Origin of the sequence: Tolypothrix sp. PCC 7601 (assembly GCF_025677855.1) — a bacterium.
GTDB classification, from domain to species: domain Bacteria; phylum Cyanobacteriota; class Cyanobacteriia; order Cyanobacteriales; family Nostocaceae; genus Aulosira; species Aulosira diplosiphon.
In genome coordinates, this window is the sequence record NZ_CP064879.1 from 7616711 (window position 1) to 7636195 (window position 19485).

Sequence of the window (19485 nt, forward strand, 5' to 3'; positions counted from 1 at the left end):
AATATGTCATCTCACAATCGATTAAAAGTACTCAAAATTTTACTTGTCGAAGATTCCAAAAGTGATGCCGTCTTGATAGCAGAAACTCTGAGCGAAAGTAAATTCCTCAATCAGTTAAATATTGTGCGAGATGGAGCCGAAGCCAGCGATTATTTATATAGGCGCGGCAAATATAAGGATGTCAATCGTCCTGATTTAATTCTGCTAGATTTAAATTTACCCAAGAAAAATGGTAGAGAACTACTAGCAGAAATCAAAGCAGATGACAATCTCAAAACCATACCTATTGTCATATTGACCACTTCTTCGGCTGAAACTGACATTCTCAAGAGTTATCAGCTCAACGTTAATTGCTACCTTGTCAAACCAGTTGATCTGGAACAATTTGTAGCAGTTGTCAAATCAATCGAGCATTTTTGGTTAGCACTTGTTGAGTTACCCGCTCATCAGAATAGTTGAAATTGCTAATTTGAGATTGCAAGATGCTTGTCAAGCAAAAATAAAAATCAAAATAAATTTGAATTTTTGTAAATCATAATTTTCTGAAAAAAATACTTGTTACTTTAGGACTTGAAACGTTGTGATGGTGTGGGTGAGATGATGTATGGAAAGTGATATGCTGGCGGTCTTGCTTGTAGAAGATAATCTTGCTGATGTTGCAATATTGACAGAAATATTACAGGATAGCGAAGCTAATTCCTGGCAGATTACTCATTTCAAACGACTTCATCTTGCACTCCAACAACTACAAGATAGTGAATTTGATGTAATTCTTTTAGACCTCTCATTACCAGATTCTCAAGGTCTAGATACTGTTATTCAAATGCAAGCAGCAGTTCCACATCTACCAATTGTAGTCCTCACCGGGTTGCCAGATAAAAAACTAGCTCTAGAAGCCTTAGCTTTGGGGGCACAAGATTATTTAGTAAAAGGACAAATTTCATCCCAATTATTAGTAAAAACGGTCGAGTATGCTATCAAGCGGATGCAAATTTTGCGGAAAGAAAAAGAACTCAGCCAAATGCGGGCGCGATTCATTTCTACAGCATCCCATGAATTTCGTACACCTTTAACTATTATTGCCTCCTCCACTGAATACCTAGCAGCCTATAGCTATCGTGTCAGCCAAGAAAAGCAACAGCAACATTTAGAACGCATTGAAAAAGCCATTAAACACATGACTCAGTTGCTTGATGATGTATTGATGCTCAACTTAGCTGACCTTGAGCAGTTGCAGTTAAATCTAGAAACATTAGATTTAGTAAAATTTTGTCATGATTTAATAGCAGATTTTGAAGCCAATATCTACGGGCAGAGAATTGTCTTTGTTGCTACTCGTGATCATCAAAAACTTACAACTTTGACTACTAAGATTGACCAAAAACTTATTCGCCAAATTCTGATGAATCTGTTGAATAATGCTCTCAAATATTCCCCACCAGAGAGTATGATTAATTTTCAAATAACAGTCAAAGATTGTGATATTATTTTTCAAATTCAAGATTACGGAGTAGGTATTCCTCAAGAAGACCAAGTGAACTTATTTCAGCCTTTCCAGCGAGCGCGGAATGTAGGCACAATCTCCGGTACTGGTTTAGGTTTATCAATTGTCAAGCGGTGTGTAGATTTACATAAAGGTACAATTACTGTTAGCAGTCAAGTCAGTAAAGGAACAATATTTACAGTCAATATTCCTTATATTGATGGAGACTGTAATCTCACACTCAATTAATTTATCAATGCAATTTGAAAACTCAATAATTCTCCTAAAAAATCGAGGGTGATGACCTTTGAGGGAGAGCATACTTTACTTAAACCAAGGTAGTAAGCTAAATGTACCGCGTTCGTACATAATAAATACCCCCAAGCCAATCAATACAAAAGGAACGATGTGCTTGCCGTAGCGACTTAAAATATATGCAATGGTAGGATGACGGCTTAAGAAATAAGCGATCGCACACCAAATTGCTACCATCACAAAAAAGACTATTAAAATCACTCCTAAGCTGCTAAGGCTCTGACCAGCAAATAAGGGGATATATATACTAATATTGTCGCCACCATTGGCAATTGTCACGGCTGCAACTTTATAGGTATAAGGATGCAGAATACTCCAAATAACAGCAAGTATGCGGTTATGGGGTGAAGTCTGTGTAAAATCATGAGATACTGTTTGTACTTCTGTAGTATCTTCTTCTCTCTCTAGTAAGTGCTTAATACCAATGGCGATTGGTAGTATTCCCAGTAATCCAATCCATTCTCGCGGTACGACTAAACCACCAAAAAATCCTGGTAAGCTAGCCAGAATAATCGCCGCAAAACCAAAATACTGACCAATAAAAATATGTCGCCGCCGAAAGTTACTATCTATTTGCGAAAAAAATAGCAGTAAAATGAGTATGTCATCAATATTTGTAGCTGCAAAAGCGATTATTCCTTCTGTAAAAGCTGTACCAAGCTGGCTCATGGTGGCTGATGAAAATATACAATTTACACCATACCAAATTAAGAACTACTCAAAGTCAAATAAAATACTCTCGTAGTTAGGATTTTGCTCATATCCCAATACAGTTCAGATAAGATTATTCGTGACTGATTTGTCAGTTGTGGAAACAGCTAGCTCAATTGGGGGATTCTCCCCCAAACCCCCGATTGGGTGAAGTTTGTGGGGAAGGTTTCCTTCCACAAAACTTCGGACGGTTGCGTCCCCCAAACCCCCTCCAAAATTATTGTTGAGTTTTTTGTTGAATAACTAGTTTTTTGGTTTTGTTTTAAGAAGTAAAAACTAAAAAGATAATCCCTATAAATAAAGCACAAAGTCAGAGCGTCGGCTTCCGGCGAACTGAACTTTGCAAGATAGGTGATTTAATAAGGAAGTAGTATTTCGAGACGCATAGCGCGAGAAATAAATGTTCCTATTTTGTTCCATAAATGAATTTAGCGCGAAGTCAGAGCGTCGGCTTCCGGCGCTCTGAACTTCGGGTATAGAGGGGCTTGTGACCTTGTGACTATTATTCTTTTTCTTTCTTTTGCCTTTTTACTCCTTTGGAGTTCGCCAGTTGCTTTATGCCGGGGAACCCGTCCACCGCACTGGCTCACTTTTTACTTTTTACTTTTTACTTTTTCGGTCATATCCCTAAATATATGAGTGAGTTAATCACAACAATTAGCACCGCAATTGCTGCCTTTAGCGCCACAAATATTGATGATATTGTAATTTTGTTGCTGTTTTTTGCCCAAATTAATCCTAACTTCCGTCCTCGTCATATAATTTTTGGGCAATATTTAGGCTTCACTATATTAATATTTCTCAGTCTTCCTGGGTTTTTTGGAGGCTTAATTTTACCACCAAATTGGATTGGCTTACTGGGCTTACTGCCCCTATCTATTGGTATTAATAGCTTGGTAAATTGGCAAGAAAAACAAGCGGAGGAAGTAGTAACAGCAATTGCCGAATCTAAAGATTCTAATCTTGCAATTGTAGCATCACTGACTGTTGCTAATGGCAGCGATAATATTAGTGTTTATGTACCTTTATTTGCTAACAATAATTTAGAAAATTTACTGATAATTATTGCTCTATTTTTTCTGCTTTTAGGAGTATGGTGTTATGCTACATACCAACTAACCCATCAGAAAATAATAGCGAATTTCTTAATTCACTATGGCAACAACATCGTGCCTTTTGTTCTGATGGGATTAGGTGCTTTTATTGTATTGAAGAGTCAAGCTTTAAGTCTAATAAAGCTAGGTGCAAGTTGTCTTTGTTTGACAATTTTGTTAAAAAATCATGAAAATGCCTAGTCAGTAGAAAAAATTAGGCATTATATCAAGTCCGGCTAATTACTTACAATATAGTTGGTCTTTTTAGTCATTGGGAACTGGGAAGTGGTAATTGTTAAACTGCATTTTTCTTTCCCATTACCCATTACCGACCTTCACAGATATGATAAGTGTTTAAACGGACATGATATTTAGACTTTACTTAACCATTCGCTTTCCTCTGGATCTCTAAACAATGAGGTGCTGAGGTAGCGTTCGCCGAAGCTTGGCTGCACCATTACAATCAAACGTCCCTCATTTTCTGGACGCTGGGCGACTACAAGGGCTGCATACAAAGCTGCACCCGCAGAAATACCTGATAGTAATCCTTCTTCTTTGGCTAACCGACGGCTATAAGATATCGCCTGTTCATCGCTGACTTGAATCACTTCATCAACAAGATCTGGACGGTAAATTGCTGGGACAAATCCGGGGCCAATTCCTTGGATTTTGTGGGGGCCTGGTTTACCACCTGCTAAGACAGGGCTGTTGGTAGGCTCAACTGCGATCGCTTTAAAATTGGGTTTACGTTGTTTAAGCACTTCAGAAACGCCTGTAATCGTTCCACCAGTTCCCACTCCAGCGATGAGGATATCTACCTGTCCATCTGTATCAGCCCAAATTTCTTCGGCGGTAGTTAAAGCATGAACCTTGGGATTAGCAGGGTTACGGAACTGCTGCAGCATATAGGCATTAGGCGTGTTGGCAACGATTTCCTCCGCTCGAGCGATCGCTCCCCGCATCCCTTCCACTCCAGGCGTTAACTCTAATTGCGCGCCATAGGCTTTGAGCATAGCGCGGCGTTCCTGGCTCATCGTATCAGGCATCGCTAGAATAAGATGGTAGCCCTTGGCGGCGGCTACCATTGCCAAAGCAATCCCTGTATTACCGGAGGTTGGTTCTACCAAAATGGTTTTTCCTGGCTCAATCCAACCGCCTGTTTCCGCCGCTTCCACCATGCTGACACCAATTCTGTCTTTAACAGAAGCAGCTGGGTTCATGCTTTCTAGCTTCACCACAATCTGAGCAAGTGCGCCCGCAGCTTGGGGAATCTTATTTAATTGAACTAAAGGAGTCCGTCCGACTAACTGTGTAATATCTTTGGCTATCCGCATAAGGGGTACTCCTGCGTAACTAAATGTAATACATGGGACTCTGCTGTAAACGAGTCTCTCTTTGCTGACATAAGTCTTGGAGTGTATAGCTATTTAAAACCTGTATTGAGGCTGTATTAGCTTGCTCCCAAACTTCCAGCACTAAACTCCTTTCCAGAGTCGGAGATGCGGAGCTGTCTTTGTCTTTGCGCTCACCTTCTACCACCGTGACAATCTCCAGTAAGGTAATTTGCCAAGGCTCACGAACTAAAATGAAACCGCCTTTTGAGCCACGTTGACTCTGCACCACACCAGCACGCCGCAGGTTGGTCAAAATTTGTTCGAGATAACGTTCTGGTATGGGCTGTTTGGCAGTGATTTCGCTCATGGTGAGAGGAACTTTTTTGCTGTGGTTGCTTGCTAACTCTAAAAGTGCCAGCAGAGCATATTCAACTTTGGAAGACAGATCCAGGAGAGCGTAGTTTTGGCTATTCAAGTCTGTACTCAATATACTACCGTTGGTCGATGGATTTACCGGGTTTTATGTGAAACTAAATATTACTGCTTAAACGCAGCGTCATTCACTTCACAAATACTCCTAATTTTATCGACTTACCGTAGATTATCTTATAAAATTCAGATAAATAGTCTGAATATTTTGGAAAAATTTCAGAACCTCCCACCAACAACCATCTCACCCACAGCTGATGTATGTTGCTAACTGATTTGCGAACAATTTATGAGCGCGATCCCGCCGCTCGTAACTGGCTAGAGGTATTGTTTTGTTACCCTGGGCTGCAAGCCTTGCTCTTCCATCGCCTAGCCCACAGGCTCTATAAAATTGGGATTCCTGTCATACCAAGATTGATTTCTCATATCAGTCGGTTTCTCACGGGGATTGAAATTCACCCGGGTGCAGTGATTGGTAAAGGTGTATTTATCGACCACGGAATGGGAGTAGTAATTGGTGAGACAGCAATCATCGGTGATTATGCCCTGATTTACCAAGGCGTAACCCTTGGTGGGACAGGAAAAGAAAGCGGTAAGCGTCATCCCACATTAGGTAGCCATGTAGTTGTAGGTGCAGGTGCTAAGGTTTTGGGAAATATTCAATTAGGCGATCGCGTCCGTGTGGGAGCAGGTTCGGTAGTACTGCGAGACGTACCCAGCGATAGTACTGTCGTTGGTATACCCGGAAGGATAACCCGCCAAAACAACCTCAGTGGCGATATTCTCGCTCATGGTAAAGTCCGGGACGTAGAAGCAGAAGCCATCCGCGCCTTATTTGAAAGAGTGAAATCTTTAGATAAACAGCTAGAACAATTGCAAGCTGAATCAAACCTTTCGCCCATTCACGTACATATCCCCGAACCCCACCCCAGTACAACCGAAAGCGATCGCGTCATCGAAGACTTTCTAGATGGTGCGGGAATCTAAATTTGTCATTTGTCATTTGTCATTTGTCATTTGGTAATGGGTAATTGGTAATAGAAATTTCTCCCTCATCTCCCCAATCCCCAGTCCCCAATCCCCAATCCCCAATCCCCAGTCCCCATTACCCCTTATCCCCAGAGGGGGCCCCGAGTTCCCCAATCCCCATTTCTTCCTGCTATTCTCCATTTCCCTATGTCTTAGGTATTGTGGGTAGAACAGGACTATAGGGATGTTGCTCAAAATTTCTCTGGAATCTCCGCTATTTTTCTTCTTGATAACTATTAGTTTTCTGTTAGTAACTTTTACTGCTTGGCTATCTCCACAACCATTGGTATTGAAATCTTTTGGTTTTGAAGATGTTGTACAGGTACTCACTTTACCTCTGTTCATTTCTCTTTTATTGGAGCGTTCTTTAGAAGTTTTTATTACTACCTGGCGCGGGCCGACTACAGAACAGTTAGAAATGAGTATTCAACAACAAAATGCCATAATTGTCGAACGAAAAAAGCTGATCCCAGAGCAGCAATCAGAAAATCAGATACCGCCTTTAGACCCTAATCCTATTATTGTGAATGAGTCAGGTGGCAGCACCTTAGAACAGCAACTAATCCAAAATTTTAGTCAAACGCCAACAGATGTACTGACTAAGTTACAACCCCATATTGATGATTTAACTACCAGAATTAAAGATGTAAATGAAAAAGAGCGAAAACGATTAGCTTACAAGTCAGATACTAGAATAATCGCTCTATGGACATCTTTATTATGCGGTCTATTAATCAGCGCTATCGGTATTCGCTGTATCGAACCGCTAATTATTATTGATACAAATAACCCTATTCAAATAAGTATATTTCGTTGTTTAGATGCCTTATTAACTGGTGGTTTAATTGCTGGCGGTAGTGAGGGAATACATAAGTTTATTCAAGTTTTTACTGATTTTTTAGAAGCTACTTCTAGCCAAGTTAAAGATAAGAGATTATCCGGTTAAAAGCATAAGTAGGGTCAATACTTGTCGGTTAAGGGCAAAAGGGGAAGGGGAAAAGGGGCAAGAAAAAACCTTTAACCCTTACCCTTTCACCTTTTCCCCAAACCAAATTCCAACTTGAAAATCCTTAACCGAGCAGTATTGTAAGTAGGGTGTGTTGTCGCGAAGCGCAACGCACCAAAGCCTAAAATAAGGTACTGGTGCAGTGCCCTTACCCATCTCTGCCTCCTGCCTCAAAACCAGCCTATTTGTACCTCATATAAATGAAATCTACTTCAAGTATTTTATTGGGCATTTTTGGCGAGAAATACTGTAAATATCGTACCGCGAGGATGATTATCTTCAACAGTTATACTGCCTTGATGTGCTTCAATTGCCATTTTGCAAAAGGCTAATCCTAAACCAATTTGCGAAACATTTTGTATGAAATTGCCTATCTCATATTTCTCGAAAATACTGTGCCTTAAATCTTTGGCAACTCCAGGGCCAGCATCAGCAACTTGTACTTTTACTCCGCCTAATTCTAAATACTCTGCCCGCAGAATAATTTCTGAATTGGAAGGTGAAAATTTAATGGCGTTAGAGAGCAAATTATCTAGTACTCGCCGAAAGATAGAGGCATCAACTTTGATATTGTCTTTAAATTTGGGTAATTCTGTCACTAAATTCAAGTTTTTTTGAGCAGTAATTGCTTCTACATCAGCGACAGCTAGCAAACACAGCTCGCCTATATCTACTTCTGAATAGTTGAGAATCATTTTGCCAGATTCTAACTTGGCCATGATTAACAAGTTATCAATTAATAATTGTAGTTGCTGGGAGGCGATCGCAATTTGTTCGAGTTTACGTTGCAGTTTTTGTGGTGTTAAACCTGGTAACTTCAGAATATCAGTGGAGAGAAAAATACTGGATAGCGGGTTACGCATATCATGAACAATCATGTTCACCATGTCTTCTCGCAGTTTCAGCAAAGATTGCAGGTTGTCATACTGCTGCTTAATCCGCAACATAGAATTCACTCTAGCGCGTAACTCGACACCATTAACTGGTTTACTAATAAAGTCATCTGCACCAGTTGCTAAAGAACGCGCTAAATCTTCTTTATCGGTTAATGCTGTCACCATAATAATTGGCACAGCTTGCCATTGCGGATCGGATTTGATGTGACGACAGACTGCCATGCCATCCATTTCTGGCATCATTACATCTAGTAAGATGACATCGGGATGAAAACTTTCGAGGCGTTCTAAGGCTTGCTTTCCACTAGGCGCGTAATATAGTTGGTAATTTTCACCATCTAGTAGTGTTTCAACAACATCAAAGTTATCGGGTTCATCATCAATTACCAAAATAGAAGCTTTAGTATCCATCGGCAATTTCCGTTACCTTCCTAAAAGTTGTTGAATTGTGACTGCTAACTGTTTGAGTTTAATAGGTTTACTTAAATATTCGTTCGCTCCTGCATCTAAGCAATTTTCGCGATCGCCTGGCATAGCAAGAGCTGTTAATGCAATAATCGGCACATGGTCAAATTGCCGGTCTTGACGGAGGTGACGCATTGCTTCTATTCCGTCCATGACTGGCATTTGGACATCCATTACTATTAAATCAGGTTGTTGAGATTTAGCAACTTCAAGGGCTTGTTGACCATTTTTTGCCAAAATTAGGCGATAGCCACGACTTTCTAGATAACCGGACATTGTATCGATGTTTGCCTGATTGTCTTCTGCTAGCAGAATTAGGGGCGATTTAGCAGATGCTTGTGGGACAACAATCAATGCTGTGGAATCATGACGGGGAATATATTGTAGTTTCTCTAGGGTGGCTTGAAACTGCTGGCGAGTAATTGGCTTAACTATATATTCTGCAGCTCCTTGAGCCAATCCTTTGGTGCGCTCGTCTACTACAGAAATAATGATGACTGGAATTTCTTTAGTTTCTGGGTTGTTTTGCAGTTGATTGAGCACATCCCAACCGGAAAGGTTTGGTAATTGCAAGTCTAAAAGGATGAAAGCAGGCTGAATGCGTATTGCTTCCTCTACAGAGCCTTCGCCGCGCGGATAGACAGCAGGTTGCATTCCCATTTCGCTCAAATAGCGAGTAATTTGCTCGGCAGCAGGAATGGAGTCTTCAATAATTAAAACTTGAGTATTATCAGCAGGAAGGCGATGGCTGGGGGATGGAGCCGTTACTTGCATTGTGGACAAAGGATCGTTGGTTTGGTACGGAATACGAACAATAAAACAACTACCTTCACCGACTTTACTGCTCACTGAGACAGTTCCGCCATGTAAGGTAGCAATCCGCTGTACAAGTGCCAATCCTAAACCCGTGCCATTATACTGGCGGTTAAGGCTGCTGTCAAGCTGCATGAAAGGCTGAAATAACCTACTGATATCTTCTGTGCGAATGCCGATACCAGTGTCAATGACGGAGAAGCAGATGTGGGGGGATGTGGGAGATGTGGGGGATGTGGGAGATGTGGGGGATGAGGGGGATGTGGGGGATGAGGGGGATGTGGGGGATGAGGAAGATGAGGGAGAATTAGCTACCTCTGCTTTCCTGTTCTTTTGCTCTCCTGCTTCTTCCAGGCAGATTTCTAACCTGACGGAACCGCCTTCGGGAGTGAATTTAATGGCGTTGCTGAGGAGGTTGATCAGGACTTGACGCAAACGGCGATCATCTACATAAATATTGCCCAGATTGTCGGCAATTCGAGTACTGAGTCCGATATTTTTCTTCAAAGCCATCTGTTTTATGAAGCTGATACTAGCATCACACAGAGTTCTGACAGGAACATCGCTCAGTTGCAGTTCTAGTTTGCCAGATTCGATTTTAGATAAATCTAAAATGTCATTGATCAGTTCGAGTAAATGTTTGCCGCTGCGCTCGATAGTAGAGATGGCTTTAATTTGTCGTTCATTGACTTCGCCAAATACACTTTCTTGCAAACCCTCAGACATTCCCAAAATAGCATTAAGTGGGGTTCGCAGTTCATGGCTCATATTTGCCAAAAATTCGTCTTTCAAGCGTGTGGCACGAGCTAATTCGACGTTAGCATGTGCTAGCTGCTGATTTGTATGCTGTAGCTGTTCTTCGGCTTGTTTACGTTGAGTAATATCTTCGTAAGATCCTAGAACTCCAATAACTTCACCTGTACTATTCGTCAACGGTACTTTACTGGTTCGCAACCATACTTGCTCACCATTGAGATTGACATTCGGCTCTTCATAGCCGAGTTTGGCAGTTTTGGTGTTGATGACAAAGGCATCATCTGCCTGGTAGAGGTGTGCGAATTCTGACCAAGTTAAGTCTAAGTCTGTCTTGCCAATAATTTCATCGGGAGTTTGCTGACAATCGTTGGCGAAACTAGGATTACAGCCTAAATAACGCGATTCGCAATCTTTCCAAAATACTCGTTGGGGAATTGTATCTAGTACCAAGCGCAGCATTGTACGGGATTCTTGTAATTCTCGTTCTGCTTGTTTGCGATCGCGGATATCAAAAATGCTGGAACGGCTGGAGATAAAAGTACCATCTTCACCTTTGACGGCAGTTGCATTCAGCAGCACTGGTAAAATTGTGCCATCTTTGCAAATCATGTCAAATTCTAGGTCTTTCACCCAGCCGCGTTCTTTAAATTGCGGATAGTTTTCTAAAAATGCTGGGCGGCTGGCTTCTGTAATATAGTCAATAAAGTGTTGTCCAATAATTTCTTCATAGCTGTAACCCAACCATTCCAGCTCTGTATCGTTGATGTTGACGAATCGACCGTCAACATCAAGCGAATGGTAACCGCAAGGAGCATGGTTGTATAAATCTGCTAACTCGCGTGTATATGTTGTTAGTATTTCTTCGGTTTGCTTGCGATCGCTAATATCTGTGATCCGGACTAAATTTAGTCTCCGTCCTGCTACGGTAATCGGCTTGGCAGCAATGTTTCCCCAAAAGGAATCGCCTTGATAATTAACATATTCAATTTCTCGGCTCCAGAAGCCTTTTGACTCCATTTCCGCTGCAATAGCAGCTAGTTCGTCTTCTGAGAAGGGCTGGCGATGAAGCGTGTGTCCGGCTATACCAATCAAATTACCTTTATGGTTAGCAGCAAACAATTCTACAGCCCGGCGATTACAATCAATAGTGAGCAGAGTTTGCGGATCTACGAGAAAGATGGCATCAGTAGATTCATGATAAATTACTTCGCGTAGGTCTCGGTTACGGATAAGTTCCAGTTCCGCTAATTTACGTTCTGTCATGTCGTAATTGACACCCACCATTCTGAGTGCCTCACCCTGTTGATTTCTTTTAATCAGAGCGTAGGCTTTAATATAGCGGATGCTGCCATCGGGATGAACAACACGAAATTCCGTATTATATTCCATCTCTCCTCGGCGTACTCTCTCACTTAGTTCTTCAGATGCAGCGCGATCTTCTGGATGAATGCGTTGCATCCAAGTTTCATATACTCCATCAAACTCAGAAGGTTGCACACCGTAAAGTTCATACATTCGCTCATCCCAAAACAGGACATCGTTGACGATATCCCATTCCCAAATGCCGAATCCTCCCGATTGCAGTGCTAAGGTTAGCCTATCAGAGAGTTTTCGCAGTTTATCTTCATTGCGCTTGCGTTCGGTAATATCTGTGAGTGTACCAACATACCCCACAACGATACCATCGGGATTGATTTCGGGTAATGCATAACCAGAAAACCAGTTGATATTACCATCTGGGCGAATATACCTGCCTTCTCTTTGGAAAAGTCTTCTGGGCTGAGGTGATTGCCTCCATTGAGACCATTCCAGCAACAGTTGATCGCGATCTTCAGGATGCAAGACATCTAAGTATCCCATTCCCAATGCTGCTGTGATTGCCTGTCCTGTCATCTCGCTCCAGCGCTCGTTGACGTAGATACAATGACCTTGTGCATCAAATCGAATAATCCCCACGGGCACTGCTTCTGCTAAGGTGGCATAGCGGCGTTCGCTTTCTTTGAGGGCAATTTCTGCTTCCTTACGAACAGTGATATCTGTAAGTGTGCCAATATAACCTAGTACATTACCATTGGCATCAATTTCCGGTACCATTTGGCTATAGAACCAGCTAATGCTACCATCGGGTTTCAGATGTCTACCTTCACTAATTTTCCTGCTTTTTTGTGCCAAAGATGTTGATGTAGCCGTTAAAAGTTGCTCGCGGTCGTCTGGGTGCAATGCTTTGATCCATCCTTTGCCTAATGCTTCCTGTGTAGGTCTCCCTGTCATCTCACTCCAGATCTCATTGACATACACACAGTTACCTTCGGTATCAAACCGATAAATGCCTACTGGTGCGGCCTCTGCCAAAGTTGCATAGCGGCGTTCACTTTCTTGTAAGGCAATTTCTGCTTCTTTGCGATCTGTAATATCTACGATGGTACCGATGTAACCAATAATTTTGCTTTCTTGGTTAGTTTCCGGTAGGACATAGGAGTCAAACCAGGTGATCCTGCCATCAGGCCAAATATGTCTGCCTTGATGTTTGTAGATTTCTCCTGGTTTATGTGTTTGCATCCATTGCGCCCATTCCTTGCCCATGCGATCGCGATCGTCTGGATGAATAGCTTCTAACCATTGTCGCCCCATTGCCGCCTCCGCTGGTCTGCCAGTGATCTGGCTCCAGCGATTGTTGACATAGACGCAGTTAATCTCATTATCAAAGCGGAAAATTGCGACTGGAGCAGCTTGTGCTAAGTTGGCGTAGCGGCGCTCACTTTCTTGCAGGGCAATTTCTGTGGCTTTGCGATCAGTGGTATCTACTAAAGTGCCAATGTAACCAATGATGGTACCTGCTGGGTTAGTTTCCGGTAGTAAATAGCAGTCAAACCAGGTGATTTTACCATCAGGCCAAAGATGTCTGCCTTCATTGTGATACACCTCTCCTTGCTGATATGTTCCTAACCATTGCTCCCATTCCTTTTTTAAGCGATCGCGGTCGTCTGGGTGGATAGATTCAAACCATTTGAAGCCCATTGCATCTTCTGCTGGTCTGCCTGTCATCTCGCTCCAGCGCTCATTGACATAGATGCAGTTATCTTCTGCATCCAATTGGTAAATTGCTACTGGAGAAGCTTCTGCTAAGTTGGCATAGCGGCGTTCACTTTCTTGCAGGGCAATTTCTGCTGCTTTGCGCGCGGTGATATCTGCCAAGGTGCCAATGTAACCAATAATGCTACCCTCGGAGTTAGTTTCCGCTAGTACATAGCAGTAATACCAGGTAATAGTGCCATCAGGTTGCAGATGTCTGCCTTCACTACGGTAGATTTCTCCTAGCTGAGATGTTTGTGACCATTGATACCATTTTTGCCATGCGCGATCGCGGTCTTCTGGGTGAATAGCTTGTAGCCAATTTAACCCCATCGCATCTTCTACTGGTCTGCCTGTCATCTCGCTCCAGCGATCATTGACATAAGTGCAATTCCCCGTTGTATCAAAGCGGAAAATCGCGACCGGGGCAGCTTGTGCTAAGGTGGCATAGCGGCGTTCACTTTCTTGCAGGGCAATTTCTGCTTCTTTACGTGCATTGATATCTGTTAAAGTACCGACGTAACCAATGATGTTACCTTCTGGGTCAGTTTCGGTGAGGACTTGGACGTAAAACCAGGCAATGCTGCCATCTGGAAGTAAATGCCTACCTTCATCCTGCCGTAATCTTTGTGGTTCAGATAAATTACACATATGATCCAGAAAGCGATCGCGGTCTTCAGGATAGATAGCATTTAACCATTTGTAACCCATTGCTTCCTCAGCGGGTCTGCCTGTCATTTCACTCCAGCGCTCGTTAACATAAATACACTGCCCAGCCCCATCTATTCGGAAGATAGCTACTGGTGAGGCTTCTGCCAAGCTCGCGTAGCGGCGTTCACTTTCCCAAAGGGCGGCTTCTATTTGTTTGCGACTGGTAATATCTGTAAGTGTGCCGATATACCCAATTAAGTTGCCATCAGCATTAGTTTCGGGTACTAACTGGGCGTAAAACCAGGTAACTGTACCATCTGGAAGTAAATGTCTGCCTTCGTTGCGAATCAATCTTGGGGTTTTTGATAATGATTGCGACCTGTGCATGAGCATATATTCGCGGTCTTCGGGATGCACTGCATCTAACCATCCCGTTCCTAATGCCGATGCAGTTGCTCTACCAGTCATCTCGCTCCAGCGTTCATTCATGTAAACGCAATTGCCTTGTGCATCAATCCGGAAAATAGCTACTGGTGATGCTTCTGCTAAGGTTGCATAGCGGCTTTCGCTCTCACGTAGAGCTGCTTCTATTTGTTTAAGCTCTGTGATGTCATAGTTAATTCCTACTGCCCGTTGTACTTCACCTTGCTGGTTGCGTTGGACTATGGCAGCAGCTTTGATATGGCGGATGCTGCCATCTGGATGAATAGCGCGAAATTCTATATTAAATTCTTTCTCTCCCCGCAGTGCAGCTTGGGCGTTAGCTTCGGCTTGGGCGCGATCGTCTGGATGTATGACATTTAACCAATCTTGATACAGTGCCCAACCTTCAGACCCTGGCACAATACCATACAGTTTATACATCCGCTCATCCCAGTGGTTTTGGTTGTGGATGATATCCCAATCCCAGGTAGCGATCGCACCTGATTGCAGGGCCAAAGACAAGCGATCGCTAAGGTTGCGTAGTTGTTCTTCTGCCAGTTTGCGATCGGTAATATCCTGAACTGTGCCAATAAACTGTTTTGGCTCGCCTCGAGCATCCAAGATGACTTCGCCTCGTACTAGTGCATAGCGTAAACTGCCATCAGCGCGATAAAAGCGATATTCTAGCTCGTAAGATTTACCCTGCTGACTGGCTTGCTCTACCACATCATCATGGCGAGCGAGATCATCTGGATGAATTGACTGGCGTAATTCTGCGTAGGTTGGCATCCCAGACTGAGGATCACGTCCATAAATCTCAAAGCTTTCTGCCGACCAATAGATCTGTTGGGTTTGAAAGTCAAATTCCCAACTACCCAGACGGGCAATTTGCTGGGCAGTAGCAAGATGGGCGGCATTTTTTTTGAGTTCTGCTTCCATCTGTTTTTGTTGGGTAATATCTTTGGCAATGGCAAGAAATCCCCAAATTTCACCATCTGGGTTACGCAGACAGGTCACTGATACTAAAACTGGAAAGCGATCGCCATTTTTGCGAATGTATGTCCATTCTTCTTCGTAAGTGCCATCTTGGGTTTTAAGGGTGAAAAATTCTGGTCTTGACAAGCTGGGCCTGCCTAATTCTCTGGCAAAAATTTCTAAGCGTTGCTGAATTTCTGCCAAATCATGAAACAGTTCTGGAGTGTAATTAATCGCTTCTTCTAGTGTATAGCCCAACATCTTTTGGGCACCAGCATTAAAGGTTTGGATCGTGCCCTGAGAATTGACGGAAATAATCGCATAATCAGAGCCATCTAAAATTGCCTGTTGCAGACTGCTCAGAGCTAACAACTCGGTTTCTGCTTGTTTGCGTTCGGTAATATCCTTTGTCGCACCACTCATGCGAATGACATTACCCGATTCATCCCACAAAGCCTGACCCCGATTTAATACCCAAATGTAAGAGCTATTTTTGTGCTTTACTCGGCATTCTTCACAGAAAAATGGCGTTTTTTGGTTAAAATGCTCATTCAATGCTGTTATGAAGCGTTCATAATCATCAGGATGAATTCTGCTCCACCATTCTTCAATATTGGCATCTATTTCATCCTCGCTAAAGCCCTGCATTTCTTTCCAGCGCGTTGAGAAGAACACCTCATTAGTCTTGAGGTTCCAATCCCAAATACCATCATTGCTGCCTTTGAGCGCTAATTGCCAGCGTTCTTCGCTTTCTTTTAAAGCGGCGGTACGTTGTTCTACTCTGGCTTCGAGTTCTTGATTGAGCTGTTGTAATGCCTGTTCTGCCAGAATGCGATCGCTAATATCAATGCAGGAACCCATATAACCTAAAAATTCACCTTCACTGGTAAATCGGGGGACTCCTGTATCCAAAATCCAACGATATTCACCATCAAAGCGTTGCAGCCGATATTCAATTTGGAAGTCTTGGCGGCTATCAAAGGCATTGATATAAGAGTCTAGGCAATTTTGATAATCATCTGGGTGTAATCTTTCTAACCAACCATTACCCAGTTCTTGTTCTAAGGTTCTGCCAGTAAATTCTAACCAACTACTATTGAAATAATGGCATAATTTGTCAATTCCCGACAACCAAATCAGGACAGGGCTGCTATCTGCTATGTGGCGGAATCTTTCTTCACTTTCCTTGATGATTGCTTCCGCTTGCTTACGTTCAGTAATGTCTAAATCAATACCCATTATCCGAGTAGGATTACCTTGCTCGTCATAAAAAACCTTTCCTTTTCCAAGTGCCCAGCGTGCTGTACCATCAGGTTTGATAAAGCGAAATTCGATGTTATATTCTTGTTTTTGAGAGACAGCAGCATTAATTGCTTGTAAAACAGATTCTTGATCCTCTGGGTGCATCATGGATACAACGGTTTCATAATTCCCGTTGAAAGTTCCAGGAACCATACCAAATAGTCGTTCCAGGTTAGGTGACCAATAAATTTCTCCTGTAGTAATATTCCAGTCCCAGTTACCCATATCAGCAACTTCCAGAGCCATATTCAACCGCTCCTGATGCTGCTGAAGTTCCGCTTCCATTTGCTTGCGCTGGGAGATATCTTCAATCACAGAAATGAAATATTTCGGTGCGCCTAAGCGATCGCGTACTAGAGAACAAGTCAAATTCGCCCAGACAATCGCGCCATCCTGGCGAATATACCGCTTTTCTAGAGAAAAAGTCTGAATTTCTCCTGTGATTAGCCTCTGACTCTGCTGTAACCCAGCTACGACATCATCTGGATAGGTAATATCCTGAAAGGTTAATTTTTGGAGTTCAGTGGGAGGATAGCCGGTAATGTCACAAAACTTTTGGTTAAGGCGGATAAATTCCCCACTCAGCGATACATGGCTAATTCCTACTGCGGCTTGCTCAAAGGTGCTGCGGAAGCGTTCTTCACTTTCTCGGAGTTTTTCTTCAGCTTGTTTGCGATCGCTGATATCTATCAATACGCCCAGCATCACTAATGGAAGTCCGTTATTGTCGTAAACTGCCCTGCCGCTTGATGATATCCAGTGAATGCTGTGATCTGCCCATACTACTCGATATTCCACAACATAATCTGTTTTGTTGGCGATCGCTTGCTGTAATTGTTGTTGTACCCATTCTTGATCCTCAGGATGAATCGAGTTCAACCACTCTTCATTAGTAACTTTGATGCTCTTTCTTTCATAGCCAAAACAGCGAATGGCATTGTCGCTAGCAAATATTTCATCGGTAATAAAGTTCCGCTCCCAATAGCCAATATGAGCAAAATCTAGGGTCAGTTTCAGCTTTTCTTCGCTAGCTTGCAGTGCCGCTTCTATTGATTTTCGTTCTTTTAGTTCTGTCTGCAGTTGCTCATAGGCATTTGCTTGCTGAATTGCCAGTGATAATTGCACCCCTAGCTGATCCAGCAACTCTAGTTCCATCGCTTCCCAATTGCGCGTTCTAGAACATTGGTGAGCAATTAATAATCCCCATAAACTATCCTTTACCAAAATGGGAACTGCTAAATTGGCTTTGACTTCAAATTGTTCTAATAGCTGTAAATAACAATCTGTTAAACCCGCTTGATAAATATTATTGATCGCTCGTTTTTTTCCTTGGTAATATTTATCTCTTGCTCCTTCTTGAAAGCAAGTATCTTGAATTTTTGCCCCTAAAGAAACCGTCCAACCAGGAAGCACTGATTCCGCTACCACAACGCCACTCATATCCGGCTGAAATTGATAAACTAATACCCGATCTGCCTTCAGAAACTGGCGCACTTCTTTAGCTGTAATCCGCAATATTTCTTCTAGTTTCAAAGACTGGCGAATTCTTAAAGCAATTGCTGCAACTAAGTGTTGTTGCTCTCGACTTTGTTCTAATTGCCGTAATAAGCGCACCTGCTCTACTGCATAATGAATGGCGCTGTGCAAAATTGTCGCTGTCAGCTGGCTTTTGAGTAAATAATCCTGGGCACCATTTTTCATTGCTTGTACAGCAATAGTTTCATCTCCTTGCCCAGTCACCATAATCACAGCCGATTGCGTATTTCTCAGATGTTCTCTAAACTGCCGAATAAAGTCCAAGCCATCACCATTAGGCAACGCAAAATCTAGCAAAACCACATCTGGGGTCTCGTAGTGGCACCAGTTCATTGCTGCGGTTGCTGTATCAAACTCTAAAATGCGATAAATATAGCGGCTATCGTGCTGCAAAAAGCGACGGTAAGTCACCCGATCTTCAGCACAATCGTCAATCAGCAAAATAGTTAGTAGGGAGGGGTGACTCATACAGCACAATTGTTAACGCGATCGCGTTTCACAAGCGATTGTACCTCCATATCCATCAAGTTAAAAACCTTACTTAACATATAGATAGGTTAGAGATTAATCTATAGTTCAAGTGAAAAGAAGCAGAAGTTTTTTTCATTAATAGATTTATGAGCAGGAGACAATAGATTGTGCGCTCAATAACACCTGTATTGTGGCATGGTTCAAAATTACAGCAATCAGCTAATGCGCTTAAAAGTTTGCATTTTTTTTGTGAAGAAAATCTTTAATTATGGGAATGGGTAATGGGTAATTGGTAATGATTATTTCCTTTTGTCACCTCATCTCCCACCCTACAGGAAGCCCTTCTGTTTCAGAGATGCTAATGCGAATGGGTGAATCCTTCGGATACGCTACAGTTCATTTATGTTGGGGAACCCGTCCACCAGAATCGCTCACGGCTTCGCGTCTACATTCTCCAAATCCTCATTGCCCCTAATCCCTACTCCCTGGGGTTGTGGGGGCGGAGTTCCCCAGCCCCCAACCCCAACGGGGTTTGTTAAATTTGCGTTGTTGAAAATTTTCATAAAATTTGGATGATTTCTTCTCCAGTATAGACATATCCGAATGCAATAAATATACAACATGTATAAGTATTTATACGTTTTAAACAAGAATACATATGGGGGAGAAGGGGTTAGGGGATGAGGGTGCGAGGTATTTGTACAACGCCCGCACTATATCACTT

General features: G+C 42.5%; 10 protein-coding genes. 5 read left to right on the forward strand and 5 right to left on the reverse strand.

Going from position 1 to position 19485, the window contains the following annotated elements; genetic code table 11:
* Window positions 1–3 precede the first annotated feature (3 nt).
* Window positions 4–459, forward strand: coding sequence for a response regulator (locus tag HG267_RS30870; protein WP_045873046.1), 456 nt, complete (start codon window positions 4–6; stop codon window positions 457–459).
* Between the two features lie 145 nt (window positions 460–604).
* Window positions 605–1732 carry a hybrid sensor histidine kinase/response regulator gene (locus tag HG267_RS30875; RefSeq protein ID WP_045873045.1) on the forward strand — a complete coding sequence of 376 codons (1128 nt, stop codon included), beginning with the start codon at window positions 605–607 and terminating at the stop codon, window positions 1730–1732.
* Between the two features lie 75 nt (window positions 1733–1807).
* Here the strand turns inward: HG267_RS30875 and HG267_RS30880 are convergent, their stop codons facing one another.
* On the reverse strand, window positions 1808–2467 hold the full coding sequence (locus HG267_RS30880) for a cadmium resistance transporter (RefSeq protein ID WP_045873044.1): 660 nt from the start codon (window positions 2465–2467) through the stop codon (window positions 1808–1810).
* Window positions 2468–3144: 677 nt separating this feature from the next.
* Here HG267_RS30880 and HG267_RS30885 point away from each other — a divergent pair.
* Entirely contained in the window at window positions 3145–3804 is a 660-nt protein-coding gene (locus HG267_RS30885) for a cadmium resistance transporter (protein ID WP_045873043.1), read from the forward strand.
* A gap of 170 nt (window positions 3805–3974) precedes the next feature.
* Here HG267_RS30885 and cysK read toward each other — a convergent pair whose 3' ends face one another.
* Both cysK and HG267_RS30895 read right to left on the reverse strand, forming a co-directional pair.
* Window positions 3975–4937, reverse strand: coding sequence for a cysteine synthase A (cysK, locus tag HG267_RS30890; RefSeq protein ID WP_045873042.1), 963 nt, complete (start codon window positions 4935–4937; stop codon window positions 3975–3977).
* Window positions 4938–4956: 19 nt separating this feature from the next.
* Window positions 4957–5412 carry an RrF2 family transcriptional regulator gene (locus HG267_RS30895; protein ID WP_228045445.1) on the reverse strand — a complete coding sequence of 152 codons (456 nt, stop codon included), beginning with the start codon at window positions 5410–5412 and terminating at the stop codon, window positions 4957–4959.
* Window positions 5413–5627: 215 nt separating this feature from the next.
* Here HG267_RS30895 and cysE point away from each other — a divergent pair, with 215 nt between their 5' ends.
* Entirely contained in the window at window positions 5628–6353 is a 726-nt protein-coding gene (gene cysE, locus HG267_RS30900) for a serine O-acetyltransferase (RefSeq protein ID WP_045873040.1), read from the forward strand.
* A 226-nt stretch (window positions 6354–6579) separates the two neighbouring features.
* Window positions 6580–7341, forward strand: coding sequence for a hypothetical protein (locus HG267_RS30905; protein WP_045873039.1), 762 nt, complete (start codon window positions 6580–6582; stop codon window positions 7339–7341).
* Between the two features lie 281 nt (window positions 7342–7622).
* Here the strand turns inward: HG267_RS30905 and HG267_RS30910 are convergent, their stop codons facing one another.
* Both HG267_RS30910 and HG267_RS30915 read right to left on the reverse strand, forming a co-directional pair.
* Window positions 7623–8708, reverse strand: coding sequence for a response regulator (locus tag HG267_RS30910; RefSeq protein ID WP_045873038.1), 1086 nt, complete (start codon window positions 8706–8708; stop codon window positions 7623–7625).
* 12 nt (window positions 8709–8720) lie between these two features.
* Window positions 8721–18758 (reverse strand): PAS domain S-box protein, encoded by a 10038-nt coding sequence (locus HG267_RS30915; RefSeq protein WP_045873037.1) that lies wholly within the window; start codon window positions 18756–18758, stop codon window positions 8721–8723.
* Between the last annotated feature and the right edge of the window lie 727 nt (window positions 18759–19485).

Coding starts and splice junctions, on each gene's coding strand:
- HG267_RS30870 (WP_045873046.1), top strand. CDS start 4: ATGTCATCTCACAATCGATTAAAAGTACTCAAAATTTTACTTGTCGAA.
- HG267_RS30875 (WP_045873045.1), top strand. CDS start 605: ATGGAAAGTGATATGCTGGCGGTCTTGCTTGTAGAAGATAATCTTGCT.
- HG267_RS30880 (WP_045873044.1), bottom strand. CDS start 2,467: ATGAGCCAGCTTGGTACAGCTTTTACAGAAGGAATAATCGCTTTTGCA.
- HG267_RS30885 (WP_045873043.1), top strand. CDS start 3,145: ATGAGTGAGTTAATCACAACAATTAGCACCGCAATTGCTGCCTTTAGC.
- cysK (WP_045873042.1), bottom strand. CDS start 4,937: ATGCGGATAGCCAAAGATATTACACAGTTAGTCGGACGGACTCCTTTA.
- cysE (WP_045873040.1), top strand. CDS start 5,628: ATGTTGCTAACTGATTTGCGAACAATTTATGAGCGCGATCCCGCCGCT.
- HG267_RS30905 (WP_045873039.1), top strand. CDS start 6,580: ATGTTGCTCAAAATTTCTCTGGAATCTCCGCTATTTTTCTTCTTGATA.
- HG267_RS30910 (WP_045873038.1), bottom strand. CDS start 8,708: ATGGATACTAAAGCTTCTATTTTGGTAATTGATGATGAACCCGATAAC.
- HG267_RS30915 (WP_045873037.1), bottom strand. CDS start 18,758: ATGAGTCACCCCTCCCTACTAACTATTTTGCTGATTGACGATTGTGCT.